This window comes from Pseudomonas sp. M5 (assembly GCF_016907075.1).
GTDB classification, from domain to species: Bacteria; Pseudomonadota; Gammaproteobacteria; order Pseudomonadales; family Pseudomonadaceae; genus Aquipseudomonas; species Aquipseudomonas putida_E.
Window position 1 is genome coordinate 1,069,349 of the sequence record NZ_JAFBBH010000001.1, and the last position, 19,089, is coordinate 1,088,437.

The following is a 19,089-nucleotide window of genomic DNA, read 5'->3' on the forward strand; positions in this document are numbered from 1 at the left end:
CAAACCATCCAGCCTATCGATTTGACTGCGTCAAATTGCCTCAGATAACGTGCGCCGCTCTACGAAGTCGATCGAGCTTGTCTGTTTTGCCCTTCTTCTGAATACCTCGCTAACTGCCCTGCGCGCTCTCTGTTAATCCCGACCCGCTGCATGCCTCACGGCGTGACCGTCGTCCTTGTGTTCGAGTTACTGAAATGTCCGTCAATACGCCCTCCCGCATCACCGAGCTGGTCATCGAAGCCGGCACCCGCAAAGCCCACCTGCCCGCCCGCGCCACGCTCATCCTGGGTTTTCTGGCGGGCGCATTCATTTCAATGGGGTTTCTGCTGCACATCCATGTCAGTACCATGATTCCTGCCCCCTGGGCCTCGTTGGGCAACTTGCTGGGCGCCGCGGTATTTCCGATCGGGCTGATCCTGGTCATCCTGGCCGGCGGCGAATTGCTCACCGGCAACATGATGAGCCTGCCCCTGGCGATGTTCGCCCGGCGCATCCGCCTGGTGGACGTCGCGCGCAACTGGCTGCTGGTGACCGTGGCAAACCTGCTGGGCGCGCTGTTCGTGGCGTACTGCTTTGGCCACTTGCTGGGGCTCACTGAAGGTGCCTACCTGAACAAGACGCTGGCAGCGGCAACCAGCAAGACCAGCGCCGACTTCCTCCACGCCTTCGTTTCGGGCATCGGCTGCAACTGGCTGGTGTGCCTGGCAGTGTGGCTGGCGTATGCCAGCCGTGAGATGAGCGGCAAGATTCTCGGCATCTGGTTCCCGATCATGGCTTTCGTCGCCATCGGCTTCCAGCACGTGGTGGCCAACATGTTCCTGATCCCGGCTGCGATCTTCGCCGGTTACCTGAGCTGGGGCCAGCTGGTGCACAACCTTGCAGCAGTCTTCCTGGGCAACGCCGTGGGTGGGGCGATCTTCGTCGGGTTGGCGTACTACGTCTCCTTCGGCACCTCGGTAGAAGAACAAGCCGCCACGCGTTAAGCCCGCCGTTTGCCATGGGTGGCGCAGCCTGCGGTCAAGCAGTGGCCGAGACTGCACACTGCCGCAAGCCCCGAATAAAACCTGAACGTTTGCCGAAAGCCTCCAGTCGCAGGAAATAGACGCACTTGATTGCGCGAATGCATTCCTGACCGTGAGGTTTTCCCATGAACACCAACCCCCAACAGGGTGTCGATGGGCATCCCATCAGCCTGACACTCAACGGCGAACGCACGTCGCTACACGTCCAGCCCTGGACGACCCTGCTCGATCTGCTGCGTGAGCAACTCGATCTGATCGGCAGCAAAAAAGGTTGTGACCATGGCCAATGCGGCGCCTGCACGGTGCTGCGCGACGGCAAGCGGATCAATGCCTGCCTGACCCTTGCCGTGATGTGCGACGGCGCCGATCTGGTCACGGTCGAGGGACTGGCCCAAGGCGAGCAACTGCACCCCATGCAGCGTGCCTTCATCGCCCATGATGCTTTCCAGTGCGGCTATTGCACGCCCGGCCAGATCTGTTCGGCAGTCGGCCTGGCCCATGAAGGCCGCGCCGTTACCCGTGAAGCCATTCGCGAACACATGAGCGGCAATCTGTGCCGCTGCGGCGCCTACAGCAATATCCTTGCTGCGGTCGAAGAGGCATTGCCGCTGGTGCAGGCGACCGCCAAGCCTCAGGGAGGGCCGAACCCATGACCCCTTTCAGCTACTGCAGGCCTGCATCGGTCAGTGAAGCGGTAAACATGGCGGACGAATCCACCCGCTTTATTGCCGGCGGCACCAACCTGGTCGATCTGATGAAGGAGAACGTGGTTAACCCGCAGCGCTTGATCGACATAACCGCCCTGGACCTGCACGGCATCGAGCCCACCGCCAACGGCGGCGTTTTGATTGGCGCATTGGTCAGCAACGCCGACCTTGCCTGGAATGCGGTGATCGAACAGCACTACCCGTTGCTGTCCCAAGCCATCCTTGCGGGCGCATCACCGCAGCTGCGCAACATGGCAAGTACCGGGGGCAACCTGTTGCAGCGTACGCGCTGCTATTACTTCTATGACACCGGCACCCCCTGCAACAAACGTGAGCCAGGAAGCGGTTGCCCTGCCCGCTCGGGTCTCAACCGCATCCACGCCATTCTCGGCGCCAGCGATACCTGCGTTGCCACGCACCCCTCGGACATGTGTGTGGCGCTGGCAGCACTCGATGCCGTTGTGCACGTGCAAGGCCGCGCCGGCTCACGGCTGATCCCCTTTACCGACTTCCATCGCCTGCCAGGCAACACGCCGGAGCGTGACAACCAGCTGTCAGCCGATGAGCTGATTACCGCGATAGAACTGCCACCTGCTGAGTTTGCGCAGCACTCTCACTACCTGAAGATTCGCGACCGTGCCTCGTACGCGTTTGCACTGGTATCGGTCGCTGCCGCGTTGAAGTTCGATGGCGACGTCATCCAGGAAGCCCGGGTGGCTCTGGGAGGCGTAGCGCACAAGCCTTGGCGAGACACAGCTGTGGAGAAGACCTTGCAAGGTCAAAGGGCTTCCCACGCCCTCTTCGCGCGCGCGGCCCAAGCATGGCTGCAGATGGCAAAACCGCTGAGCCACAACGCTTTCAAAGTGGAACTCGCCAAACGTGCGATCGTCCGTGCGCTCAGTGAAGCCGCAGGCGACGCCAGCATTCAGAGGACGACGCCATGACCCAGACGACCAATGTGGTGGGCAAACCCCTGGACCGCGTGGATGGCGTTGCCAAGGTGACTGGCAAGGCGCGGTACGCCGGTGAGTACCCCGAGGCCGGGCTGCTTCACGCCAGTGTGGTATCGAGCACCATCGCCTGCGGCCGGGTGCGCTCGATCGACGCTAGCCAGGCACTGCAGTTACCCGGCGTGGTCGCGGTGCTGCACCACGCCAATCGCCCACGCATTTCCAGCTATGACGACGACTACAGCGATGCCGACTCAGCCGAAGGCTCCCCGTTCCGGCCGCTATTCAACGACCGTGTGCTGTATAGCGGGCAACCGTTGGCACTGGTGGTCGCCGAGAGCCTTGAACTGGCCCGCCATGCCGGCGCCCTGGTGCGCATCGACTACAGCGAAGAGCCGCACCAGACCGACCTGTACGCGGTGCTCGAGCAGACGCACCCGGCACCCGCTGAAACGCCAGAGCCTCGCGGTGATTTCCCAGGGCACTACGCACAAGCCGCAGTACGTGTAGATGCCACCTACGACACGCCCATCGAGCATCACAACCCGATGGAGCCCCACGCGTCGACCGTTTTCTACAAAGCTGGGGACTCACTGGAAATTCATGACAAGACCCAGGGTACCCAGAACTGTCAGGACTACCTGCACAAGGTGTTCGGCCTGCCCAAACAGAACATCAGGGTGCTCGCCGCTTTTGTCGGCGGTGCCTTTGGCTCCGGGCTGCGGCCGCAATACCAGTTGCCATTGGCAGTCATGGCAGCCCTGCACCTGAAACGTTCGGTGCGCCTTACCCTTACACGCCAGCAGATGTTCACTTTCGGCTACCGCCCCCGTACGCAGCAGCGGCTGCGCCTGGGTGCGGCGGCGGATGGCAAGCTGCTGGCAATTGCCCACGACGCGCTCGGCCAGACATCGCGCTTCGAAGACTTCACCGAACACCTGGTGGAGTGGAGCGGCATGCTCTACCACTGCGACAACGTTGCGCTCGGTTATCGCCTTGCGCCGCTCGACGTCTATACCCCGCTGGACATGCGTGCGCCGGGTGCTGCGTCCGGCGTGCTCGCACTGGAGTGCGCGATGGATGAGTTGGCATGCGCTGCGAACCTCGACCCGCTCCAATTGCGTCGACGCAATTTTGCCAGCCACAATGGCAACGACGGCAAACCCTATTCCAGCAAAGAGCTGTTGGCCTGTTATGACCAGGGCGCCGCGCGCTTCGGCTGGGGCAAACGCACCCCAAAGCCGCGCAGCATGCGAGAGGGCAACCAATTGATCGGCTGGGGCGTGGCCGGCGGGGTCTGGGAAGCGCTGCAGATGAAGGCCAGCGCCAAGGCCTGCTTCGACAGCCACGGGCATTTGACCGTCAGTAGCGCCACCACTGACATAGGTACCGGTACTTATACCGTGATGACTCAGATCGCTGCGGACGCTGCGGGGGTCTTGCCCGAGGATGTGACCTTCCTGTTGGGCGACTCCTCACTACCGACAGCGCCGTTGCAGGGCGGCTCGTTTACGGTGTCTTCGGTGGGTTCGGCAGTGCAGCAGGCCTGTCAGATCCTGCGCACCAAGGTGCTGGAACTCGCGCGCCAGAATTTCCCCGAAATAGCGGCGACGCCGGCAGAGAATGTGGCGTTCGCGCAAGGCTACCTGCAAGCGGGGAAACACCGTATTGCCATCGCCAGCATCGCCGCAACGGCCAAGGACGGCGAGCTGCAGGTGCAGATCGACGCCGAGCCCGGTGCCGGACGCCAGCCGTTCTCCACCGCTACCCATTCGGCCGTCTTCGTAGAGGTACACGTTGACGAAGACCTGGGTACGATCAAGGTCATGCGGGTGGTCAGCGCGGTGGCCGCCGGGCGTGTGGTCAACCCGAAAACCGCCCGTAGCCAGATCCTCGGAGGCGTGGTCTGGGGGTTGGGCATGGCGTTGCAGGAAGAGACGCAAACCGATCATGAACTCGGTCGCATCCTCAACCACAACCTGGCCGAGTATCACATCCCGGTGCATGCCGATATCGCTGACATCGAGGTGATGTTCGTGGAAGAGCACGACGATATCGTCAATGACCTAGGCTCCAAGGGGGTAGGCGAGATCGGCGTCGTTGGGGTCGCGGCGGCGGTTGCCAATGCCGTTTACCATGCTACCGGCAAACGCGTGAGAGCGTTTCCGATAACGCTGGACAAAGTGCTCTAGCAGCGGGCGGGGTTTGCGGGATCGGGCGCCACGCAGGCGGCGCTCGAGTCAAGGGTACTGGAGAATTCCAGGCATACCTGCATCCCCGCCTTCAACATCAGAGTTTGAAGCGAACGTGAATGGTGCTTTTATCTGTGCCCCCATCAATCGAGATCGCCGAGCTGCCATAGCCTGAATAACTTCTGACAAGCCGCATGCCAAGGCCCGTTCCGCTAGGTTTGGGATAATTTTCGGGAAACCCGTCACCCTCGTCAGTGACGGTGATCAACGCGTGGTCACCTGCATCCCGCACGCTGACCTCGATGGTGCCTTTGCCGTATTTCAAGGCATTGGTGATCAGCTCGGAGATGACCAGACCCAACGGCGCCATTCTTGCTGGCAGCAGGGTGAATGCGTCAGCGTCAAGGACGATCTTCCGGTCGGCCAGTGCCCTCCCCAGGTCACCGAGCAAGGCACCAAGGTAGTCGCCGGCAAGCACCTCTTGATCGGCCGTCTGATAGAGCCGTTCATGCACGCTGGCAATGGTCACAACCCGACCCGCTGCCGTTTCCAGTTGCAGCTTGACCGCGGCATCCGGCGTCAGGTTCGCCTGCAATAGCAACAGGGTATTGACCAGATGCAGGCTGTTCTTGACGCGGTGATGGATTTCTTCGAGGTGCAGGTCGTTCTTGTTGAGCCTGGAGTTCTGTGCATCGATCAACGACAGCAACTGAGCCTCATAATGGTGCCGTTCGGTGATGTCTCTGGATACCGCAATGAGTTTTTCGACCTGGCCATCGGCGTTCAACACGGGGGCAACGGAGACATCCCACCATTTAGGCGCCTGCTGACCGGTAGGGCAGAACCCTTCGAAGCGGGTCGACTCGCCTCTGGCGACTTTTTCCAAAGCCTCCCGGACGACCGGGCCCGACTCGGCGGGCCAAAGCTGCAACCATGGCTGCCCTTTGATCTCTGCCAGGTCGGCGATATGCATCAACGCCAACCCGGCGTCGTTCATGAACTCGATGTGACCGCTGCTGGACAACACGTTCACACAGTCCGGGCTGGCGTTGAGCATGCTTTCCGAATAGGGGTCGGCCAGTTGAGGATCATCCCCAGCGGTCAGCCGCTCAACCGCCATGGAGATAACGTTGGAGATCCCTTCCAGGAACACCAGATCGCTTTCGATGAAATCCTCACCATCGCTACTGTCTGCCTCAAGTACCCCAAACGGCATCAATGCGCCCCTGATAGGCACGTTGATGGCACGCTCGATACCATACTTTTTCAGCAATTCTGGCGTTCTGAAGCGCTGTTCCTGGCCCAGGTGGTTCGAAATCACAGGCCGATAGGTTTGAATGGCAAACCCGGCAGGGCTGGCCTCGTCGGCCCCCACTGTCGCGTGGCCAATATCGGACTCATCCCACCCTACCCCATGCGACAGCAGAAACCTGTCGCTATCGGGAATCGGCATCAGGACCTTGGCGAATCGGGTGTGCATGCCTTTGGCCACCAGTGTGCAAGCCTGGTCAAGCACGTCATCCAGGTTGGTGGATTTAAGCGACATGACCGCGTACTCGACCACCAGCTCGTGCTGCCTGTGCAGCCGGGCTTGGGATTTCCTGAGTGCGGCACGAATGGTCTCGTCAGGGGGCAGCTGCTGCATCAATAGTCTTCCAGGGCGCTGAGAAATGCCGTTCTAAGGTTAGCCTTTGGAGAAACGGCCGTAGGCTACATCAGATCTGGTGTAACACCGCTGATCGCTTCGGTGCAACCACCAACATTGATGTATGCATGCCCCTTGCCTGCGCTTTGATCATGCAAGCTGGATATAAACCGAATAACTGCCCAGCAACAGCCAGAACCCAAGAAAGATCCAAGGCGTACGCAGCGAAAAAAGCAGGGACTTGCGATGCCCTGCACGGGAGGTTTCCGCCTCGCAAAACAGCGGAGATTCGTCATAGGCCAGGCCCATCATGGGTTCACTGAGCAGAAGATGGCTTTGCTTGAGCTGCCAGTGATCGATGATCCGATAGGCCGCGCGAATGCCAGGCCATGCATTGAGCGTACTCATCACGCCCAGCAATGCGAGAAAGGCGGGCACCAGCAATGTGAACATCTCACCCCAGCTCTGGTTCAGGTTGCCCATGGACGACACGTAAGCGATGACCAGAAACGACTGGGCGGCCAGGTAGGCATCGGTGCGGTTGGCCAGGATGGTGGTCTCGTACTGAATTTCCCTGCGGTAGAAGTCCAGCCGCTCCTTAGGCGAACCGAACATCCTCGCATTGTGTTCATCGATCTCGTGTTCAGGGGTGGTAGGGGTGATGATTCGAGGCACGTGGCGACTCCTGGTGTTCGCTGAGCCATACCGGGTGGCGGTAGGCGCTTGAGCGGTAGAACAGCGCGCACAACGAAAATTCAGTCGCCATGCCCAGGCCAACCGTCCGTCGTTCAAACACCGGATCCCGTCCAACAAACCCTTGTCACATCTTTCGAACAGGTATGAGCCTTCCAACTGCAGGAGCTTGCACCATGCGTGACTACCCTACCCCTCCGTTTCCCTCACAACCGCAAAGCGTCCCGGGTTCGCAGCGCAAGATGGAACCTTCCCCGGACTGTGGCGAGCACACCTACACCGGCAACGGCCGACTCAACGGCAAGATAGCGCTGATCACTGGCGCCGACAGCGGGATCGGGCGTGCAGTCGCCATCGCCTACGCCCGCGAAGGCGCAGACATTGCCCTCGCCTACCTTGATGAGCACGACGATGCGCAGGAAACCGCCCGTTGGGTCCAGGCTGCGGGCCGGCAATGCCTGCTGCTGCCCGGGGATCTGGCGCGCAAACAGCACTGCTACGACATCGTCGACAAGACCGTGGAGCAGTTTGGTCGTATCGACATTCTGGTCAATAACGCCGCGTTTCAGATGGCGCACGACAGCCTCGATGAAATCGACGATGACGAATGGGTAATGACATTCGACGTCAACATCACGGCCATATTCCGCATTTGCCAGCGGGCGCTGCCATCGATGCCCAAAGGCAGTTCGATCATCAACACCAGTTCGGTCAATTCCGATGACCCATCGCCCAAACTGCTGGCCTATGCCACCACCAAAGGCGCCATCGCCAACTTCACCGCCGGGCTGGCCCAATTGCTGGGAGACAAAGGGATTCGGGTCAACAGCGTGGCACCAGGCCCGATCTGGACCCCACTGATCCCTGCCACCATGCCCGATGAGGCAGTGAAAAACTTCGGGTCGAGCTATCCGATGGGCCGGCCGGGCCAACCGGTTGAGGTAGCTCCGATCTACGTCTTGCTCGGCTCCGATGAGGCCAGCTACATCTCTGGCTCACGCTATGCCGTTACGGGCGGAAAACCCATTCTTTGACCTGCAAGGCCGTGATTCCACAACCGCGATGAGGTGCACCATGAACGCTATCGATCTGCTGATTCAAGACCACAAACTGGTTAAAAAGCTGCTGGACGAACTGTCTTCAACCACCGAGCGCGCCGTCAAGAAGCGTGCCGAACTCCTGCATCGGATCGAGCAGGAGTTGCAGATCCACACCGCGCTTGAAGAAGAGATCCTTTACCCGGCCATCAAACAAGCCGGGGGCAAGGAAGAAGCGAAGATGTACTACGAGGCAAAAGAGGAACACCGCACGGTCGATGCGCTGGTGTTGCCGGACCTGCTGCACACCGAAACCGGCACGCTCGAATTTGCAGGCCGCGTCAAAGTGATGAAAGAGTTGCTTGAACACCATATCGAAGAGGAGGAAGACGAGTTGTTTCCCACGGCGAAAAAGCTGTTGAGCAAAGATCTGCTGGAAGAAATGGGCCAAGCCATGGAAGCGCAAAAAAAGATGCTCAAGGGTGAGCAGCGTGCCGCTTGAATTCAAAGCAGCCAAGCAAAAGGCATGAAATGCCACTGGCAGATGCTGCAAGGTGCCGCGGGCAGGACTATGACCCCATACGCCTGCCCTAGCCTCAACCTTTGCCTAGCATTCTCGCCAACACGAACGTTGCCAGCACGGCCAGCACCACTGCGCCAGTAATGGACGGTACCGTACCCAGCGGCTCGATCGAGCTTTTCACCGCCAGGTAAAAGCCCAACACCCCCACAGCGCCAATGGCATTGCCGCGCACGATCGCACCCAGCTCCTGGTGACCGCCCTGAACATGGGCGAACACCGCCAGCGGCCAGGCAATCACCGGGATGGGTGCCAGCAGGCCGCTGGCCACCGGCCCAAGCCATTGGGCACTGGCAGTGATCGCCACCAACAACAGGGTTGCCGTGAGCATGCGCATGGGGATCACCCAGCGAGGCAGCGGCACAACCTTCGCGGCACCGGCCTGCGCATTGTTCGAGGTAAGGATGATGATCAGCGTAAGCAGGAGCAACGTCACGCCGACTGACACCGCCACCATGCCCAAGCGGCTCATCACAAAGGCGGTGACCGCGTAAACCGCCACGCCCGTGATGCAGCCGATAAAAGCGGACACATGCCGGGTCACCAGGTAGTAGAACAGGTAGGTTGCCTGTACGGCGGCCAACCCCGCCAATGCGCCAGGCACCGCCTGCAACGCAAAACCAGGCCCCTGTTCGAGGCTGAGAAACAACATGACCAGGGCCGAGGTGACCGGCAGCCCGGAGAGCAGCCCCCCGATCTGGGTACCCCAGCGCCTGGCTGCCAGCGAGATGGCCAGCATGAGGGTCGGGGTGATCAGGAACTTGAGGTAGAAGGCAGTCATTGAGGGCGGCATCAGTTTCAAAAGACAGGAGTGGGCTTATCGTGCCTGACAGGCGGCAGATAAGCGCCCAATGCTAATGGAACCGCTGGGGCATTACTCAGATTATTAGCGCCCGTTAATAAAGTAGAACGTCGCCAACCCTGCCCCAGTCATCAGCAAGGAACCTGTGACGTGCAAAGCGATAGAGCCCAGAGCCCATGAAATACGCCCCTCCTGCATAAGCGACACGACCTCTGCGGAGAAAGTGGAGAACGTGGTCAATCCACCGCAAAAACCAGTGATCAGCAGCAGGCGCCATTCGGGGCTGAGCGACGGCGATGCGGAGAAGAATGCGATGGCCAAGCCAATGATGTAGCCACCAAGGAGGTTGGCCAGCAGGGTACCTGGCGGCACGGCGGGGAAAAGTGCATTGAGCTTCATGCCCAGGCCCCAGCGAAGCCAGGCACCGACCATGGCACCAATCCCGATGGCCAATAGCGACTTCAACATACAGCATCGCGCTCCGGGCAAAGAACTGGCAGGCATTCGGTACCGGCATCAGCCGCCAGCTTCAGCCGATCGGCCTTGCAGATGTATTTAGGCTTGTTTCGCGGTGCCAGCTTGGCGGCGGCCTTTTTCTGGTGTGCTTGCAGCAACTGCTTGATCTTCTTGCGACGGTTCATGGTGCCACTCGGTACGGGGTTGATCAGGTAGAACACATCATAAATGATGGAACCAGGCCCTGGGGGCGCGGGTGAATCACTCGTTGCCCTGGCGCTTGGCGTTTTTCTTGACGATGGCCTTCATCCGCGTCGCAGCGCGCTGCACGGTGGCCATCTTCTCCGGGCGTTTCATGCCGCGCCACTTGCGGATTTCCTCACGGGTTCGGCCACAGCTCACGCACAGCTCGCTGTTGAGCTGGCAAAGCGAGACGCAGGGGTTTTCGATGTCTTTGGCCATGGGCTGCTCCGGTCGTGGCCGCGGATGATAGCGCACGACGGCCAGATGCGCCGAGAACAGGGCGCTCCACAGGCCCTCAAGCCGCTGCGGCCCTGTCGGTATCGCTGCTGACCTCGAACTGCCCGACCAGCTTCTGCAGCTTGCTGGCATTGGCCTTCACCGTCTCGGCACTGCTCTGCAGCACCACCGCCGTCTGGCGCATTTCACTGGAAGACTGGTTGACCTGCTCAATGGTCTTGCCATAAGCCAGGCTGCGCTGGTTGAGCTGCTGAATGATCTGGAACATGCTCTCTACCGCCTGGTGCAACTGTACGTTCTCCGACGAGGCATCTTCGGCCAGGCGCAAACTGTCATCGACATTATGTACCCCCTCCTCCATGAAGCTGACGGCTTGCTGGGTTTCATTCTGCAGGCCTTCGACCATGTGCCGGATGTCGTCGGCGGCGCGCGCCGTGCGCGAAGCCAGGCTGCGCACTTCGTCGGCCACCACCGCAAACCCTCGGCCATGCTCGCCCGCGCGGGCGGCCTCGATGGCGGCATTGAGGGCCAGCAGGTTGGTCTGGTTGGTGATGTCGCTGATCAGCCCGCTGATGTTGCCGATCTGCGCCATCCTGCTGTCGAGCAACTGCACACTGGAAGCAGAACGCGCTACCACATCCCGAATCGACTGGGTGCCGGCCTGCACCGCCAGGTACTGCTCGCGGGCACGGCTGACCACCTCGTCCATGGCCTGCTTCATCTGCTCTGCGCTGACCGAAGCCTGCTGCAGTTCGCCCAGTTGCTCCTCCATGATGATCATCATCTGGTGCACCGCCTCGGCCACTTCGCTGGAGGTGACGCTCGCTTCGTGGCTGCGCCCGAGCATCATCTGATTGGTGGCGCCCACCGTGCGGCTGGCCTTGACCACTTGGCCCACCACCGAGTCCAGGCGGTCGATGAAGCTGTTGATCCAGCGCGCCATGTCGCCACTTTCATCGTTGGCCATGGTCGTGGTGTCCAAGCGCTGGCGCAGGTTGCCCTCGCCCTCGGCGATGGTGCGCAGTACATCGGTCATGCCATTGAACCTGGCAGCGAGCCGCCTTGGCCCCAGCGCACTGAAAAGCAGTGTGGCAGCCAGCATGCTCACGGCCAGCAGCGCATCGTTGATGCCTTGCGCCAAGCCCGCGTAGTGCTGCACCAGGAAGTTGCAACCAAACAGGCCGGCCATGATCGCGATGTACGGCTTCATCAACCCGTAGCTGAGTGAGCGTCGCCGGTAGACCTCCTCCAGATCGGCTTCGCACATCATGCCCCACCGGTCCGGCGAGCCCGGCAACTGGAATGTGACGCCTTTGCCCACCACTGGTACATGGCGATAGTCCGAATAGCCAGGGTAAGTCACGAACAGGTTGGCGCCCTGGCGGATGGTTTCCCGAACGCCTGGATGAAGCTCGCGGGTGGCAGGGTCGGTAAAGCGCAGCTCAAGCTCGGTATGGCGCTGGACCTGCACGGTGCTCCATGGCGTATGCACCCCACTCTTGAGGTTTTCCCCGTGGGTGAAGGTGCCGTCCTCGAAACGTGAGCGCGACAGGGCGGTACCCGGTTTGATAGCGGGGTCGAAATGCGATTGCGCCATGAACAGGTAATTGTCACCGGACTCGGCATAGATATGCCCGGCCTCGCGCTGGATCAGGTCGCCCAATACATCGTTGGGCACCCGGCCGCAGAGGCAGCCGTAGACCTTCCCTTGCGCTTTGAGCGGCTGATAGAACATCAGTGTCACTTCGTCGTGAAACCGCGACGACGAGGGGCCGATCTGCAAGGTCAGCGGATCACTGTAGGGGCCGTGCAAAAACGGCGCCTTCAACCCCTGGGCCAAGGCGCCCAGTTGCCCGATGCGTTGGCCGTTACTGCGTTGCGCCCAACTCGACAACACAACCGTGCCACTGGTGTCGATGATGAACAGTTCCGAGAAGTCGTTCGCTTGGGCGAGCTTGTCCAGCAATGGCGTGCGGTCGTGAGCCAGGGCCGGGCCAAGGTTTTCAGCAAGTTCCGCCAGGTGTTCCCACTGTTCTCTCGCCCAGCTTTGCAGCAACTGCATGCGGGTCTGGGCTATGGCTTCGAACGTCTGCTCGATGACCGGATAAGTCGATCGGTTGAGCCCGCAGGACCAGCGCATGCTGAGCTTGCCGGTTTTTCCGAACCACGGCAGCCAACGCTTCTCACCCGATGACAACTGCATGGAACCACTTGAGAGCGACATTATCTTCACCATACGCGACATCACAATGGCAAAGTGATAGCAAGTACTACGCCAACTCGTATGCAAGCTAATGATTAGGCAGGTAGCCATGGCCTCAGTACGCCATCTGCGCACCAATGAGGGGCAAAAAATGCGACCTGCGCCAATAAGGGTCGCCCGCCACAGGACCTGATCTCACTCACCGCCAGTACTGCGTGTCATCGACAATCTGTTCATGCCCTGCAAACAGCGCCGGCAACTGCTCCTTGAGGTAATCGATCCAGGTCCGCACCTTGGCATCCAGATAGTGCCGCGACGGGTACATTGCGTACAACGCACACTCACGCAACCGGTAAGGTGCCAACAACCGCCGCAAGCGCCCTTGCTCGATCGCCTGGCTGGCCGTGTAGAACGGCAGCAGCCCGATGCCCATGCCCAGTTCACTGGCCACCAGCATCGCGTCGGCGACGTTGGTCAGGAAGCTGTCGCGCGGCGCGATCACGCAATGGTCCAGCCCTTGGGGAAACACCCAGTCGCCCTCATACATCGGGTACGCCATGCGCAGGCAGCGGTGCTCATGCAGGTCTTCGGGCCGCTCGGGCACACCATGGGCCTCCAGGTAACTGGGCGCGGCGCAGGGGATGCTGAAGATGGTACCCAGCGGCACAGCGATCAGCTGTGAGTCGGGCAACGCGTCGTCCACGGTGATCACCACATCGTGCCCTTCGGCCAGCGGGTCGGGGTTGCGCTGGGACAGGGTCAGCTCCACCACCACCTCCGGGCATAGCGCGTTGTAGCCGGCCACCAGCGGCATCAGCAACAGGCCAAGGCCGTGCGGGCAATGCAGGCGCAGCCGGCCACGGGGGGTCAGGTGCGCGCCACGCGCTTCGCCCACCGCCTCTTCGGTCAACAGCATGATTTGCCGCGAGCGCTCAAGAAACCGCTCGCCGGCCTCGCTCATGCGCAAGCGCCGGGTGGTGCGGTGCAGCAGGCGAGTCTGCAGCTGATTCTCAAGCTCGGCGACGATCCGCGACACCTGCGCGGCTGAAATGTCCAGGGCATTGGCAGCCGCGGCGAAGCTGCCGCACTCCACTACCCGGGTGAAGGTGCGCATGGCGTGCAGCATGTCCATGGGGCTCGGCTCCTTGTTCGTTCTTATTCGTACGTTCCAGGCAGGAATCTATCACGGCTTAGCCCATTTATTGTGCACAGCCAAACAATACATCATTGGTAAAACATTGAAGAAGGAGCCTGCCATGAACATCAAACGCTCGATCGCGCTGCTTGCGCTCTCTGCCACCTTCGCCTCGTTCGGCGCCTTGGCCGCCCCAGGCGCCGCCCAGCCGGCCGCCAACGACAGCGCCAACTACGAATACGGCATGCCGCTGGATGTAGCCAAAGTGGTGTCGATCTCCCCGGCCAGCAACATTGCCGATTGCCAGGTGGGCACCGCACACATGGTCTATGTCGACCATCAGGGCCAGACCCACGAGGTCAACTACCAGGAGATGGGTAACTGCTCGCAGCAGTGATTCAGGCCAGCACCTGGGTGATCCAGCCAACCTGCCTGGCAAAGTCCTGCAGCTTGTGTGGCGCGATCGCATCCCGGGCACGTTCGAAGTTGGCCAGGGTCTGCTGCTTCTGACGCAGCATGCGCTGCCACTTGGTGACAAACGCCGGGCTTTTCTCCCGCATCAGCACCGGGCCAAAATACAGCTCTTCGGCGCTGTAGACCACCGCCTCGCCCGGCTCGGCAACGATGATCTCGTAGTCGAAACGGTTCTCGCGCAACACCTCTTCGCAGACAATCCGGTAGCCGTTGGCCATCAGCCAGGCCCGTAGCTCGCGCTCACCGCCGTTGGGCTGCAGGATCAACCGCTCGCTGCCGCTCAGGCGTGCCTTGCCCCGCTCCAGGATTTCGCACATGGTGTCGCCGCCCATGCCGCAGATACTCACCGCCGAAATGCGGTCTTGCGCCTGGATCGCCTCCAGGCCATCGGCCAGGCGAATGGTGATGTGTTCCTGCAGGCCGTTGCGGCGCACGTTGCGCTGGGCCGAAGCATAAGGCGTTTGCGCCACTTCCCCGGCCACCCCCGCTTCGATCACCCCACGCAACGCCAAGGCCACCGGCAGGTAGCCGTGGTCCGAGCCGATATCGGCCAGGCGCGCGCCTTGCGGCACATGCGCCGCCACACGCTCCAGGCGCATCGACAATGTCTGTTCGTTCAACTCAAGCCCCTTGCTCAACAATCGGCGCGATTCTGACCGCCGTGGCGCGGTATTACAATGCGCGCGGGCCAAGCGGTGCCCTGTGGCTCGACCCCTGCGCCGTGCTCGCGTAGGCTTGCGGCTTTCCTTCCGTCGCAAGTGCACCCTCGCCTACCTCACCCCGCCTAGTACGGTGATCTCAGCGCAAGCCACCTGATTGCATACCCTCAAATGCATTACCAGCGCGGGAGCGACCAAGATGAGCCAAGCCGAAGTCACTGAAAGCCAACGCACCGTCGATGAACTGCTGCCCACCCGCCTCGTCGAGAAGGCGACTGGCCTCGAACGCCAGACACTGGTGCGTTTGCCGGGCTTCCCGCGGTTCGTGGTGCTCTCCATCCGTGCCGATGGTCGGCCGGCCAAGATCGCTTGGCTGAAAAGCGAGGTCGATGCCTGGATCCTCGCCCGCGCAGCGGAGAGGAAACCCACCCAGGCACCTACAGAACCCGCATGAACCGTATTTGCTTCACCACGACAGTGCCGTCAGAGCGCAGCGACACCCCCAGTCCGCTTGGCGTTGGACCCTAGGCGGGGGCGTGTTTTGGGCGGCGTTCGCGGCGCTGTTCGCCTGGATAGCTGACGCCACACCGACGAACATCATGGCCGCTGGTGCATATGGCTTCGCGGCTTGCTGCATCCTCATGCCAGTTTCGTTTGCCTGGAGCTGGGTGGTGCGCAACGTTCAGCACTTCGCCGAAGCGTTCGCGGCGCTACTGGTGGGCGCGCTGCTGTGGGCACATGTATGGCTTCTGGCGTACGTGCTGATGGGGCTGGAGTTTGGTCTGTACTCGATGCCGAACATTGCGGGCTGGTTGCTGGTCAGCCTGTGGTTGTTCATGCGACGGGTCAGGTAGGCGTGGGTTTAGCTTTCGACGAGGTATGGCATGGCAAGGCCGGGAGGGGCATGCCGGGGCCGGGCGTGGCAAGGGCTGTAATCAGCGGTTAGCACATTGACAGCAGTGTGCTCCCCGGTGGCATCAGTCACCACCAGCGGCGTCGATTGAAGGGCACAGGCGGTATCCCAGTAGTGCAAATAGATCGGCTACAATCGCAGTACAAGCAACCAAAGGTATGGATATGGAAAAGCTCAGTTTGGAAGCCAAGAAAGCGTGGTTCGCCAAGCACCGCAAGGCCAACTATGCAGCCAGCCTGCGCCTTGAGGGTGTATGGGTGCAGAAAGGTGAAGACGAGATCAAGCTGCCAACCCGTGCCGCAGCGCTCAAGGCTGTGCGGCAGATCAAGGCTTGAGGCGGGACAAGTACGGTTCCGGCCAAGACACGGACTGCTATCCGGGCACGGACGTCCTAATTAACCTGCTCGACTTGCGCGACCCTGACGACTTAGAGGACGCCGAGCGCTATCTCAGCGCAGTGGCAGCATCCACCATGGAGTTCACGCCACCGCCCTACAGCCTGAACTCCCTCAAACAAATCCACCGTGCTCTGTTTTCTCAGGTCTATAGCTGGGCCGGCGAGGTCCGTTTCAGCGCGATCAGCAGGGACGAAACCCGCTTCTGTAGCCCCGAGCGCATAGCGCCGGAAGCGGCAAGGGAATTCACGAAGATGGGTGCTGCTGGATGGTTTGAAGGGTATTCGCGAACCGACTTGGTGGTTGCAGTAGCGGAGTCTTACGGCACACTAAACGTTGTGCACCCTTTTCGGGAAGGTAATGGGCGCACACAGCGAATCCTGTTTGAGTGGCTCATTGTCAATGCCGGATACTCTATCAACTGGGAGCTGGTGGATAGCGAGTAATGGGTCAATGCCAATATACGGTCTTACCTTGGTGACGACGGGTGGCTGGCTCACATATTCGACCGATGCATCGGAGAGCCGATCACAGAGAGTGAGGCATTGTAGATGTTCCCTGCGCGGTATACCTCTGCACATGTGCCAAGCCGAGAGTAGCGGACGCCTGCCCCCTGCCGCTATGATTGCTGGCTATTTGCCACGTAATGGTCGCGGTGCTGGTGGAGAGGGTAATGGCAGGATTGTGGGAACCATCGGCGGGCGTGTTCTGGAGCACACCACCCGTTGTGCCTGAACCGGCGCTACCTCTGTCGACAGAGATCACTATTGGCGTGATTGTCGCCGTCCTGGTGACCGCGCTGCTGAAACTCTTCGCGCTCTACTGCTGGCCGAAGCGCTGGCGTGTGCGCAACCACCTCGGGGCAATCGGCACCGCACTTACGCTGTCCTACTTCGCCTTTGTGCTCCCACTGATCGGGGGCCGCGTCGACTCACTTATGACCATGCCCTTGAACGAGGTCGGCGACTTCCTCGCCGGTGCTTTCGGGCCGGTAGCATTCATGTGGTTGGTGCTGGGCTTTCTGCAACAAGGTGAGGAACTGCGCCAAGGCACCGAAGCGCTCCAGCTGCAGGCCGTAGAGTTGAGGAGCATGGCGGAAGCCGCAAGCCAGCAGATCGAGGCGCAGCGAGAGGCGTTCGAGCACCAACTCGACGAGAAAGACCGAGCGCTTAGGGCTGTCTTCACAGCCAAAGTCAAGATGGTTACGGGTGGCACTGGGCACATGTCGAACACCATAAACCTCACGAACACCGGGGCCAACGCCTACGACGTTGAGGTTTCTTTTGAGCCACCTTTCCCTGACTGGAGCGGTGGGTATCTTGATGGCATCCGCACAAACAGCAGCGCTCAGTTCTCGATTCATATTCGACCGGAAGACCGCCACCGAGAGGGCATTATGCTTGTGGCTTACAAGGACGCCGAAGGTAGGACGCGAGCTGAGAGCTTTGACTACTCGCTGTTTGACGACTGGATCATGATCGCAAAGACACAATCCACGTCTGGGTGACGGCGCCATCCCTAGCGCCACATGTGCACATCAGTCATCCACCATCTTCCCACGTGGTGCAGGCTTCTGACTTTCCCTGACGGCAGGCCAGGCGCTCGGCGCGAGTGAGCTTCAGCAACCAACTGAGCAGTGTGCCCTCCGCCTCAGGTGCAGAGCGGCACTCAACAATGGACGGCCCCTTCTCGTCGGTCACGCTGCTGATGTTCCACACCGGTCGTGGCAAGTGCACAGCGAACACGTCGCCAGTGCCCCGCTCGATCTTGGCGCGTCTGGTGTCAAGGCTGTGCAGCTTCGCGTCGAGGCGCAACTGCTGTAAATGTTCATGCGTGGAGTGAGTCACGATGCAATACCTCCATTGAGGGCGTCCAGCTGGGCGCGCATATGGTCGAGTTCGGACTTGCGGGCGTTGGACTGGAGGCGACTGTCAGCGGACTTGAGGCGCTGTAGTGCTGCGTGCGCATTTCGCAGTGCAAGGCGTGCGACTTCGCGTTCGGCATCCAAGAATTTCTGCGCGTCCATCAGTTCGTCGACGCGTTTCTGTGCGGCCTCAATGGCTTGTTGTGCTTCGCCGTAGGGGTTCATTTGCGGGCCTCCCGCTGCTGGATGGCTTGCTTCAAACGGTCGAGCGGGCTGCGTTTGCCAGCCGTGACCAGGGGAATCAGCGTGACCTTGACCGCGTTGCGGGCTTTAGTAACGACCTTGTCCAGGGCCTGCCACGCCTTGCTGTGCATCAGGGCGTTAGCATCGCGGAGGATGAGCTGGCCGGTGATTTCGTCGCGTTCGTGGAGCTGTTCAGGGGTCAGCACATGCGTGACCTTGACGGAAGTGAATTCGCCTTTCTGCTTTCCCGGTGCCCATCCAAGGCGACCAAGCTCGACGCGCACTGGGTCATCGGTCTGCTGCGACTGCGCGATGGGGGCGGCGATTGAGAGCGGACCGCCAGGATAGGTGCGGTTCGGCATAGGTTCGCCAAGGGCATCGAGCTTTGGCGACAGGCTTTGGCGCAGGCCTGGCAAGCGGTATTTGATCAGGTCCAGTATCGAGTTGGGACCTCGGGCGTGGGGGTCATTCTCGCTGGCGATGTTCGACAGCAGTGTCACCGGCTGCGCCAGCGTTCCAGCCATCTGGCGGGTGTACCACGTACACATCCATCATTTGGTAATATGATGTAGTCACGGCAAGCGCAACCCCCGTTTCTGTTGGCTAAAATCGACAGTCTCGGAAAGTCAGGCGAAAATT

25 protein-coding genes are annotated in these 19,089 nt (G+C 60.8%); 12 read left to right on the top strand and 13 right to left on the bottom strand.

Going from position 1 to position 19,089, the window contains the following annotated elements; all coding sequences use genetic code 11:
• Positions 1-194 precede the first annotated feature (194 nt).
• The 4 genes from JOE27_RS05005 to JOE27_RS05020 all read left to right on the top strand — a co-directional run bounded on the left by JOE27_RS05005 (position 195) and on the right by JOE27_RS05020 (position 4,871).
• Complete coding sequence (locus JOE27_RS05005) at positions 195-983, top strand: formate/nitrite transporter family protein (protein ID WP_046786045.1); 789 nt, start codon at positions 195-197, stop codon at positions 981-983.
• A gap of 164 nt (positions 984-1,147) precedes the next feature.
• Positions 1,148-1,675: a (2Fe-2S)-binding protein gene (locus JOE27_RS05010; RefSeq protein WP_125923670.1), complete on the top strand. Its 528-nt coding sequence runs from the start codon at positions 1,148-1,150 to the stop codon at positions 1,673-1,675.
• A complete protein-coding gene (locus tag JOE27_RS05015) occupies positions 1,672-2,673 on the top strand; it encodes a xanthine dehydrogenase family protein subunit M (RefSeq protein ID WP_204918107.1) in 1,002 nt (333 codons plus the stop codon). Before JOE27_RS05010 ends, JOE27_RS05015 begins: the two co-directional genes overlap by 4 nt.
• On the top strand, positions 2,670-4,871 hold the full coding sequence (locus JOE27_RS05020) for a xanthine dehydrogenase family protein molybdopterin-binding subunit (protein ID WP_204918109.1): 2,202 nt from the start codon (positions 2,670-2,672) through the stop codon (positions 4,869-4,871). Before JOE27_RS05015 ends, JOE27_RS05020 begins: the two co-directional genes overlap by 4 nt.
• 97 nt (positions 4,872-4,968) lie before the next feature.
• On the opposite strand, the gene JOE27_RS05025 is transcribed toward JOE27_RS05020, so the two are convergent.
• The 3 genes from JOE27_RS05025 to JOE27_RS24935 form a co-directional block, all read right to left on the bottom strand.
• The gene (locus JOE27_RS05025) at positions 4,969-6,516 is read right to left on the bottom strand and encodes a PAS domain-containing protein (protein ID WP_115274646.1); all 1,548 of its coding nucleotides are present in this window, start codon (positions 6,514-6,516) and stop codon (positions 4,969-4,971) included.
• A 150-nt stretch (positions 6,517-6,666) separates the two neighbouring features.
• Complete coding sequence (locus JOE27_RS05030) at positions 6,667-7,191, bottom strand: hypothetical protein (RefSeq protein ID WP_046786040.1); 525 nt, start codon at positions 7,189-7,191, stop codon at positions 6,667-6,669.
• On the bottom strand, positions 7,160-7,282 hold the full coding sequence (locus tag JOE27_RS24935; protein ID WP_256658422.1) for a hypothetical protein: 123 nt from the start codon (positions 7,280-7,282) through the stop codon (positions 7,160-7,162). Before JOE27_RS24935 ends, JOE27_RS05030 begins: the two co-directional genes overlap by 32 nt.
• Positions 7,283-7,385: 103 nt before the next feature.
• On the opposite strand from JOE27_RS24935, the gene JOE27_RS05035 reads away from it, so the two are divergent.
• Together JOE27_RS05035 and JOE27_RS05040 are read left to right on the top strand one after the other, a co-directional pair.
• Positions 7,386-8,243, top strand: coding sequence for an SDR family oxidoreductase (locus JOE27_RS05035; protein ID WP_115274645.1), 858 nt, complete (start codon positions 7,386-7,388; stop codon positions 8,241-8,243).
• A 40-nt stretch (positions 8,244-8,283) separates the two neighbouring features.
• A complete protein-coding gene (locus tag JOE27_RS05040) occupies positions 8,284-8,748 on the top strand; it encodes a hemerythrin domain-containing protein (RefSeq protein ID WP_046786038.1) in 465 nt (154 codons plus the stop codon).
• Between the two features lie 94 nt (positions 8,749-8,842).
• Here JOE27_RS05040 and JOE27_RS05045 read toward each other — a convergent pair whose 3' ends face one another.
• From JOE27_RS05045 to JOE27_RS05070, 6 genes are all read right to left on the bottom strand, one after another.
• Complete coding sequence (locus JOE27_RS05045) at positions 8,843-9,607, bottom strand: hypothetical protein (protein WP_115275535.1); 765 nt, start codon at positions 9,605-9,607, stop codon at positions 8,843-8,845.
• A gap of 105 nt (positions 9,608-9,712) precedes the next feature.
• On the bottom strand, positions 9,713-10,096 hold the full coding sequence (gene crcB, locus JOE27_RS05050; RefSeq protein ID WP_161872387.1) for a fluoride efflux transporter CrcB: 384 nt from the start codon (positions 10,094-10,096) through the stop codon (positions 9,713-9,715).
• Positions 10,090-10,269, bottom strand: coding sequence for a DUF2986 domain-containing protein (locus JOE27_RS05055; RefSeq protein ID WP_115275534.1), 180 nt, complete (start codon positions 10,267-10,269; stop codon positions 10,090-10,092). Before JOE27_RS05055 ends, crcB begins: the two co-directional genes overlap by 7 nt.
• 76 nt (positions 10,270-10,345) lie before the next feature.
• The gene (locus JOE27_RS05060) at positions 10,346-10,546 is read right to left on the bottom strand and encodes a DUF1289 domain-containing protein (RefSeq protein ID WP_012314714.1); all 201 of its coding nucleotides are present in this window, start codon (positions 10,544-10,546) and stop codon (positions 10,346-10,348) included.
• A 76-nt stretch (positions 10,547-10,622) separates the two neighbouring features.
• The gene (locus JOE27_RS05065) at positions 10,623-12,788 is read right to left on the bottom strand and encodes a methyl-accepting chemotaxis protein (protein WP_204918111.1); all 2,166 of its coding nucleotides are present in this window, start codon (positions 12,786-12,788) and stop codon (positions 10,623-10,625) included.
• Between the two features lie 178 nt (positions 12,789-12,966).
• Complete coding sequence (locus tag JOE27_RS05070; protein ID WP_046786027.1) at positions 12,967-13,899, bottom strand: LysR family transcriptional regulator; 933 nt, start codon at positions 13,897-13,899, stop codon at positions 12,967-12,969.
• A 130-nt stretch (positions 13,900-14,029) separates the two neighbouring features.
• On the opposite strand from JOE27_RS05070, the gene JOE27_RS05075 reads away from it, so the two are divergent.
• A complete protein-coding gene (locus JOE27_RS05075) occupies positions 14,030-14,299 on the top strand; it encodes a DUF2790 domain-containing protein (RefSeq protein ID WP_115275533.1) in 270 nt (89 codons plus the stop codon).
• A gap of 1 nt (position 14,300) precedes the next feature.
• Here the strand turns inward: JOE27_RS05075 and JOE27_RS05080 are convergent, their stop codons facing one another.
• Positions 14,301-14,996: a tRNA (adenine(22)-N(1))-methyltransferase TrmK gene (locus JOE27_RS05080; protein WP_204918113.1), complete on the bottom strand. Its 696-nt coding sequence runs from the start codon at positions 14,994-14,996 to the stop codon at positions 14,301-14,303.
• A gap of 238 nt (positions 14,997-15,234) precedes the next feature.
• Between JOE27_RS05080 and JOE27_RS05085 the strand changes: the two genes are divergently transcribed.
• The 5 genes from JOE27_RS05085 to JOE27_RS05105 all read left to right on the top strand — a co-directional run bounded on the left by JOE27_RS05085 (position 15,235) and on the right by JOE27_RS05105 (position 17,850).
• A complete protein-coding gene (locus tag JOE27_RS05085; protein WP_119687127.1) occupies positions 15,235-15,489 on the top strand; it encodes a hypothetical protein in 255 nt (84 codons plus the stop codon).
• A gap of 145 nt (positions 15,490-15,634) precedes the next feature.
• Positions 15,635-15,889 carry a hypothetical protein gene (locus JOE27_RS05090; protein ID WP_204918115.1) on the top strand — a complete coding sequence of 85 codons (255 nt, stop codon included), beginning with the start codon at positions 15,635-15,637 and terminating at the stop codon, positions 15,887-15,889.
• Between the two features lie 223 nt (positions 15,890-16,112).
• Positions 16,113-16,283 (top strand): YhfG family protein, encoded by a 171-nt coding sequence (locus JOE27_RS05095; RefSeq protein WP_119687129.1) that lies wholly within the window; start codon positions 16,113-16,115, stop codon positions 16,281-16,283.
• Positions 16,280-16,789 (top strand): Fic family protein, encoded by a 510-nt coding sequence (locus JOE27_RS05100; RefSeq protein WP_348632613.1) that lies wholly within the window; start codon positions 16,280-16,282, stop codon positions 16,787-16,789. The genes JOE27_RS05095 and JOE27_RS05100 overlap by 4 nt, the downstream gene beginning before the upstream one ends.
• Before the next feature lie 227 nt (positions 16,790-17,016).
• Positions 17,017-17,850 (top strand): hypothetical protein, encoded by an 834-nt coding sequence (locus tag JOE27_RS05105; protein ID WP_125923683.1) that lies wholly within the window; start codon positions 17,017-17,019, stop codon positions 17,848-17,850.
• A 34-nt stretch (positions 17,851-17,884) separates the two neighbouring features.
• Here JOE27_RS05105 and JOE27_RS05110 read toward each other — a convergent pair whose 3' ends face one another.
• From JOE27_RS05110 to JOE27_RS05120, 3 genes are read right to left on the bottom strand one after another with little or no spacing between them, the layout of a single operon-like run.
• Positions 17,885-18,190: a hypothetical protein gene (locus JOE27_RS05110; RefSeq protein WP_119687132.1), complete on the bottom strand. Its 306-nt coding sequence runs from the start codon at positions 18,188-18,190 to the stop codon at positions 17,885-17,887.
• A complete protein-coding gene (locus tag JOE27_RS05115; protein ID WP_125923684.1) occupies positions 18,187-18,432 on the bottom strand; it encodes a hypothetical protein in 246 nt (81 codons plus the stop codon). The genes JOE27_RS05110 and JOE27_RS05115 overlap by 4 nt, the downstream gene beginning before the upstream one ends.
• Positions 18,429-18,974 carry a hypothetical protein gene (locus JOE27_RS05120; RefSeq protein ID WP_204918116.1) on the bottom strand — a complete coding sequence of 182 codons (546 nt, stop codon included), beginning with the start codon at positions 18,972-18,974 and terminating at the stop codon, positions 18,429-18,431. The genes JOE27_RS05115 and JOE27_RS05120 overlap by 4 nt, the downstream gene beginning before the upstream one ends.
• Between the last annotated feature and the right edge of the window lie 115 nt (positions 18,975-19,089).

Coding starts and splice junctions, on each gene's coding strand:
- JOE27_RS05005 (WP_046786045.1), top strand. CDS start 195: ATGTCCGTCAATACGCCCTCCCGCATCACCGAGCTGGTCATCGAAGCC.
- JOE27_RS05010 (WP_125923670.1), top strand. CDS start 1,148: ATGAACACCAACCCCCAACAGGGTGTCGATGGGCATCCCATCAGCCTG.
- JOE27_RS05015 (WP_204918107.1), top strand. CDS start 1,672: ATGACCCCTTTCAGCTACTGCAGGCCTGCATCGGTCAGTGAAGCGGTA.
- JOE27_RS05020 (WP_204918109.1), top strand. CDS start 2,670: ATGACCCAGACGACCAATGTGGTGGGCAAACCCCTGGACCGCGTGGAT.
- JOE27_RS05025 (WP_115274646.1), bottom strand. CDS start 6,516: ATGCAGCAGCTGCCCCCTGACGAGACCATTCGTGCCGCACTCAGGAAA.
- JOE27_RS24935 (WP_256658422.1), bottom strand. CDS start 7,282: ATGGCGACTGAATTTTCGTTGTGCGCGCTGTTCTACCGCTCAAGCGCC.
- JOE27_RS05035 (WP_115274645.1), top strand. CDS start 7,386: ATGCGTGACTACCCTACCCCTCCGTTTCCCTCACAACCGCAAAGCGTC.
- JOE27_RS05040 (WP_046786038.1), top strand. CDS start 8,284: ATGAACGCTATCGATCTGCTGATTCAAGACCACAAACTGGTTAAAAAG.
- JOE27_RS05045 (WP_115275535.1), bottom strand. CDS start 9,607: ATGACTGCCTTCTACCTCAAGTTCCTGATCACCCCGACCCTCATGCTG.
- crcB (WP_161872387.1), bottom strand. CDS start 10,096: ATGTTGAAGTCGCTATTGGCCATCGGGATTGGTGCCATGGTCGGTGCC.
- JOE27_RS05055 (WP_115275534.1), bottom strand. CDS start 10,269: ATGAACCGTCGCAAGAAGATCAAGCAGTTGCTGCAAGCACACCAGAAA.
- JOE27_RS05060 (WP_012314714.1), bottom strand. CDS start 10,546: ATGGCCAAAGACATCGAAAACCCCTGCGTCTCGCTTTGCCAGCTCAAC.
- JOE27_RS05065 (WP_204918111.1), bottom strand. CDS start 12,788: ATGTCGCTCTCAAGTGGTTCCATGCAGTTGTCATCGGGTGAGAAGCGT.
- JOE27_RS05070 (WP_046786027.1), bottom strand. CDS start 13,899: ATGGACATGCTGCACGCCATGCGCACCTTCACCCGGGTAGTGGAGTGC.
- JOE27_RS05085 (WP_119687127.1), top strand. CDS start 15,235: ATGAGCCAAGCCGAAGTCACTGAAAGCCAACGCACCGTCGATGAACTG.
- JOE27_RS05090 (WP_204918115.1), top strand. CDS start 15,635: ATGGCCGCTGGTGCATATGGCTTCGCGGCTTGCTGCATCCTCATGCCA.
- JOE27_RS05095 (WP_119687129.1), top strand. CDS start 16,113: ATGGAAAAGCTCAGTTTGGAAGCCAAGAAAGCGTGGTTCGCCAAGCAC.
- JOE27_RS05105 (WP_125923683.1), top strand. CDS start 17,017: ATGGCAGGATTGTGGGAACCATCGGCGGGCGTGTTCTGGAGCACACCA.
- JOE27_RS05115 (WP_125923684.1), bottom strand. CDS start 18,432: ATGAACCCCTACGGCGAAGCACAACAAGCCATTGAGGCCGCACAGAAA.
- JOE27_RS05120 (WP_204918116.1), bottom strand. CDS start 18,974: ATGGCTGGAACGCTGGCGCAGCCGGTGACACTGCTGTCGAACATCGCC.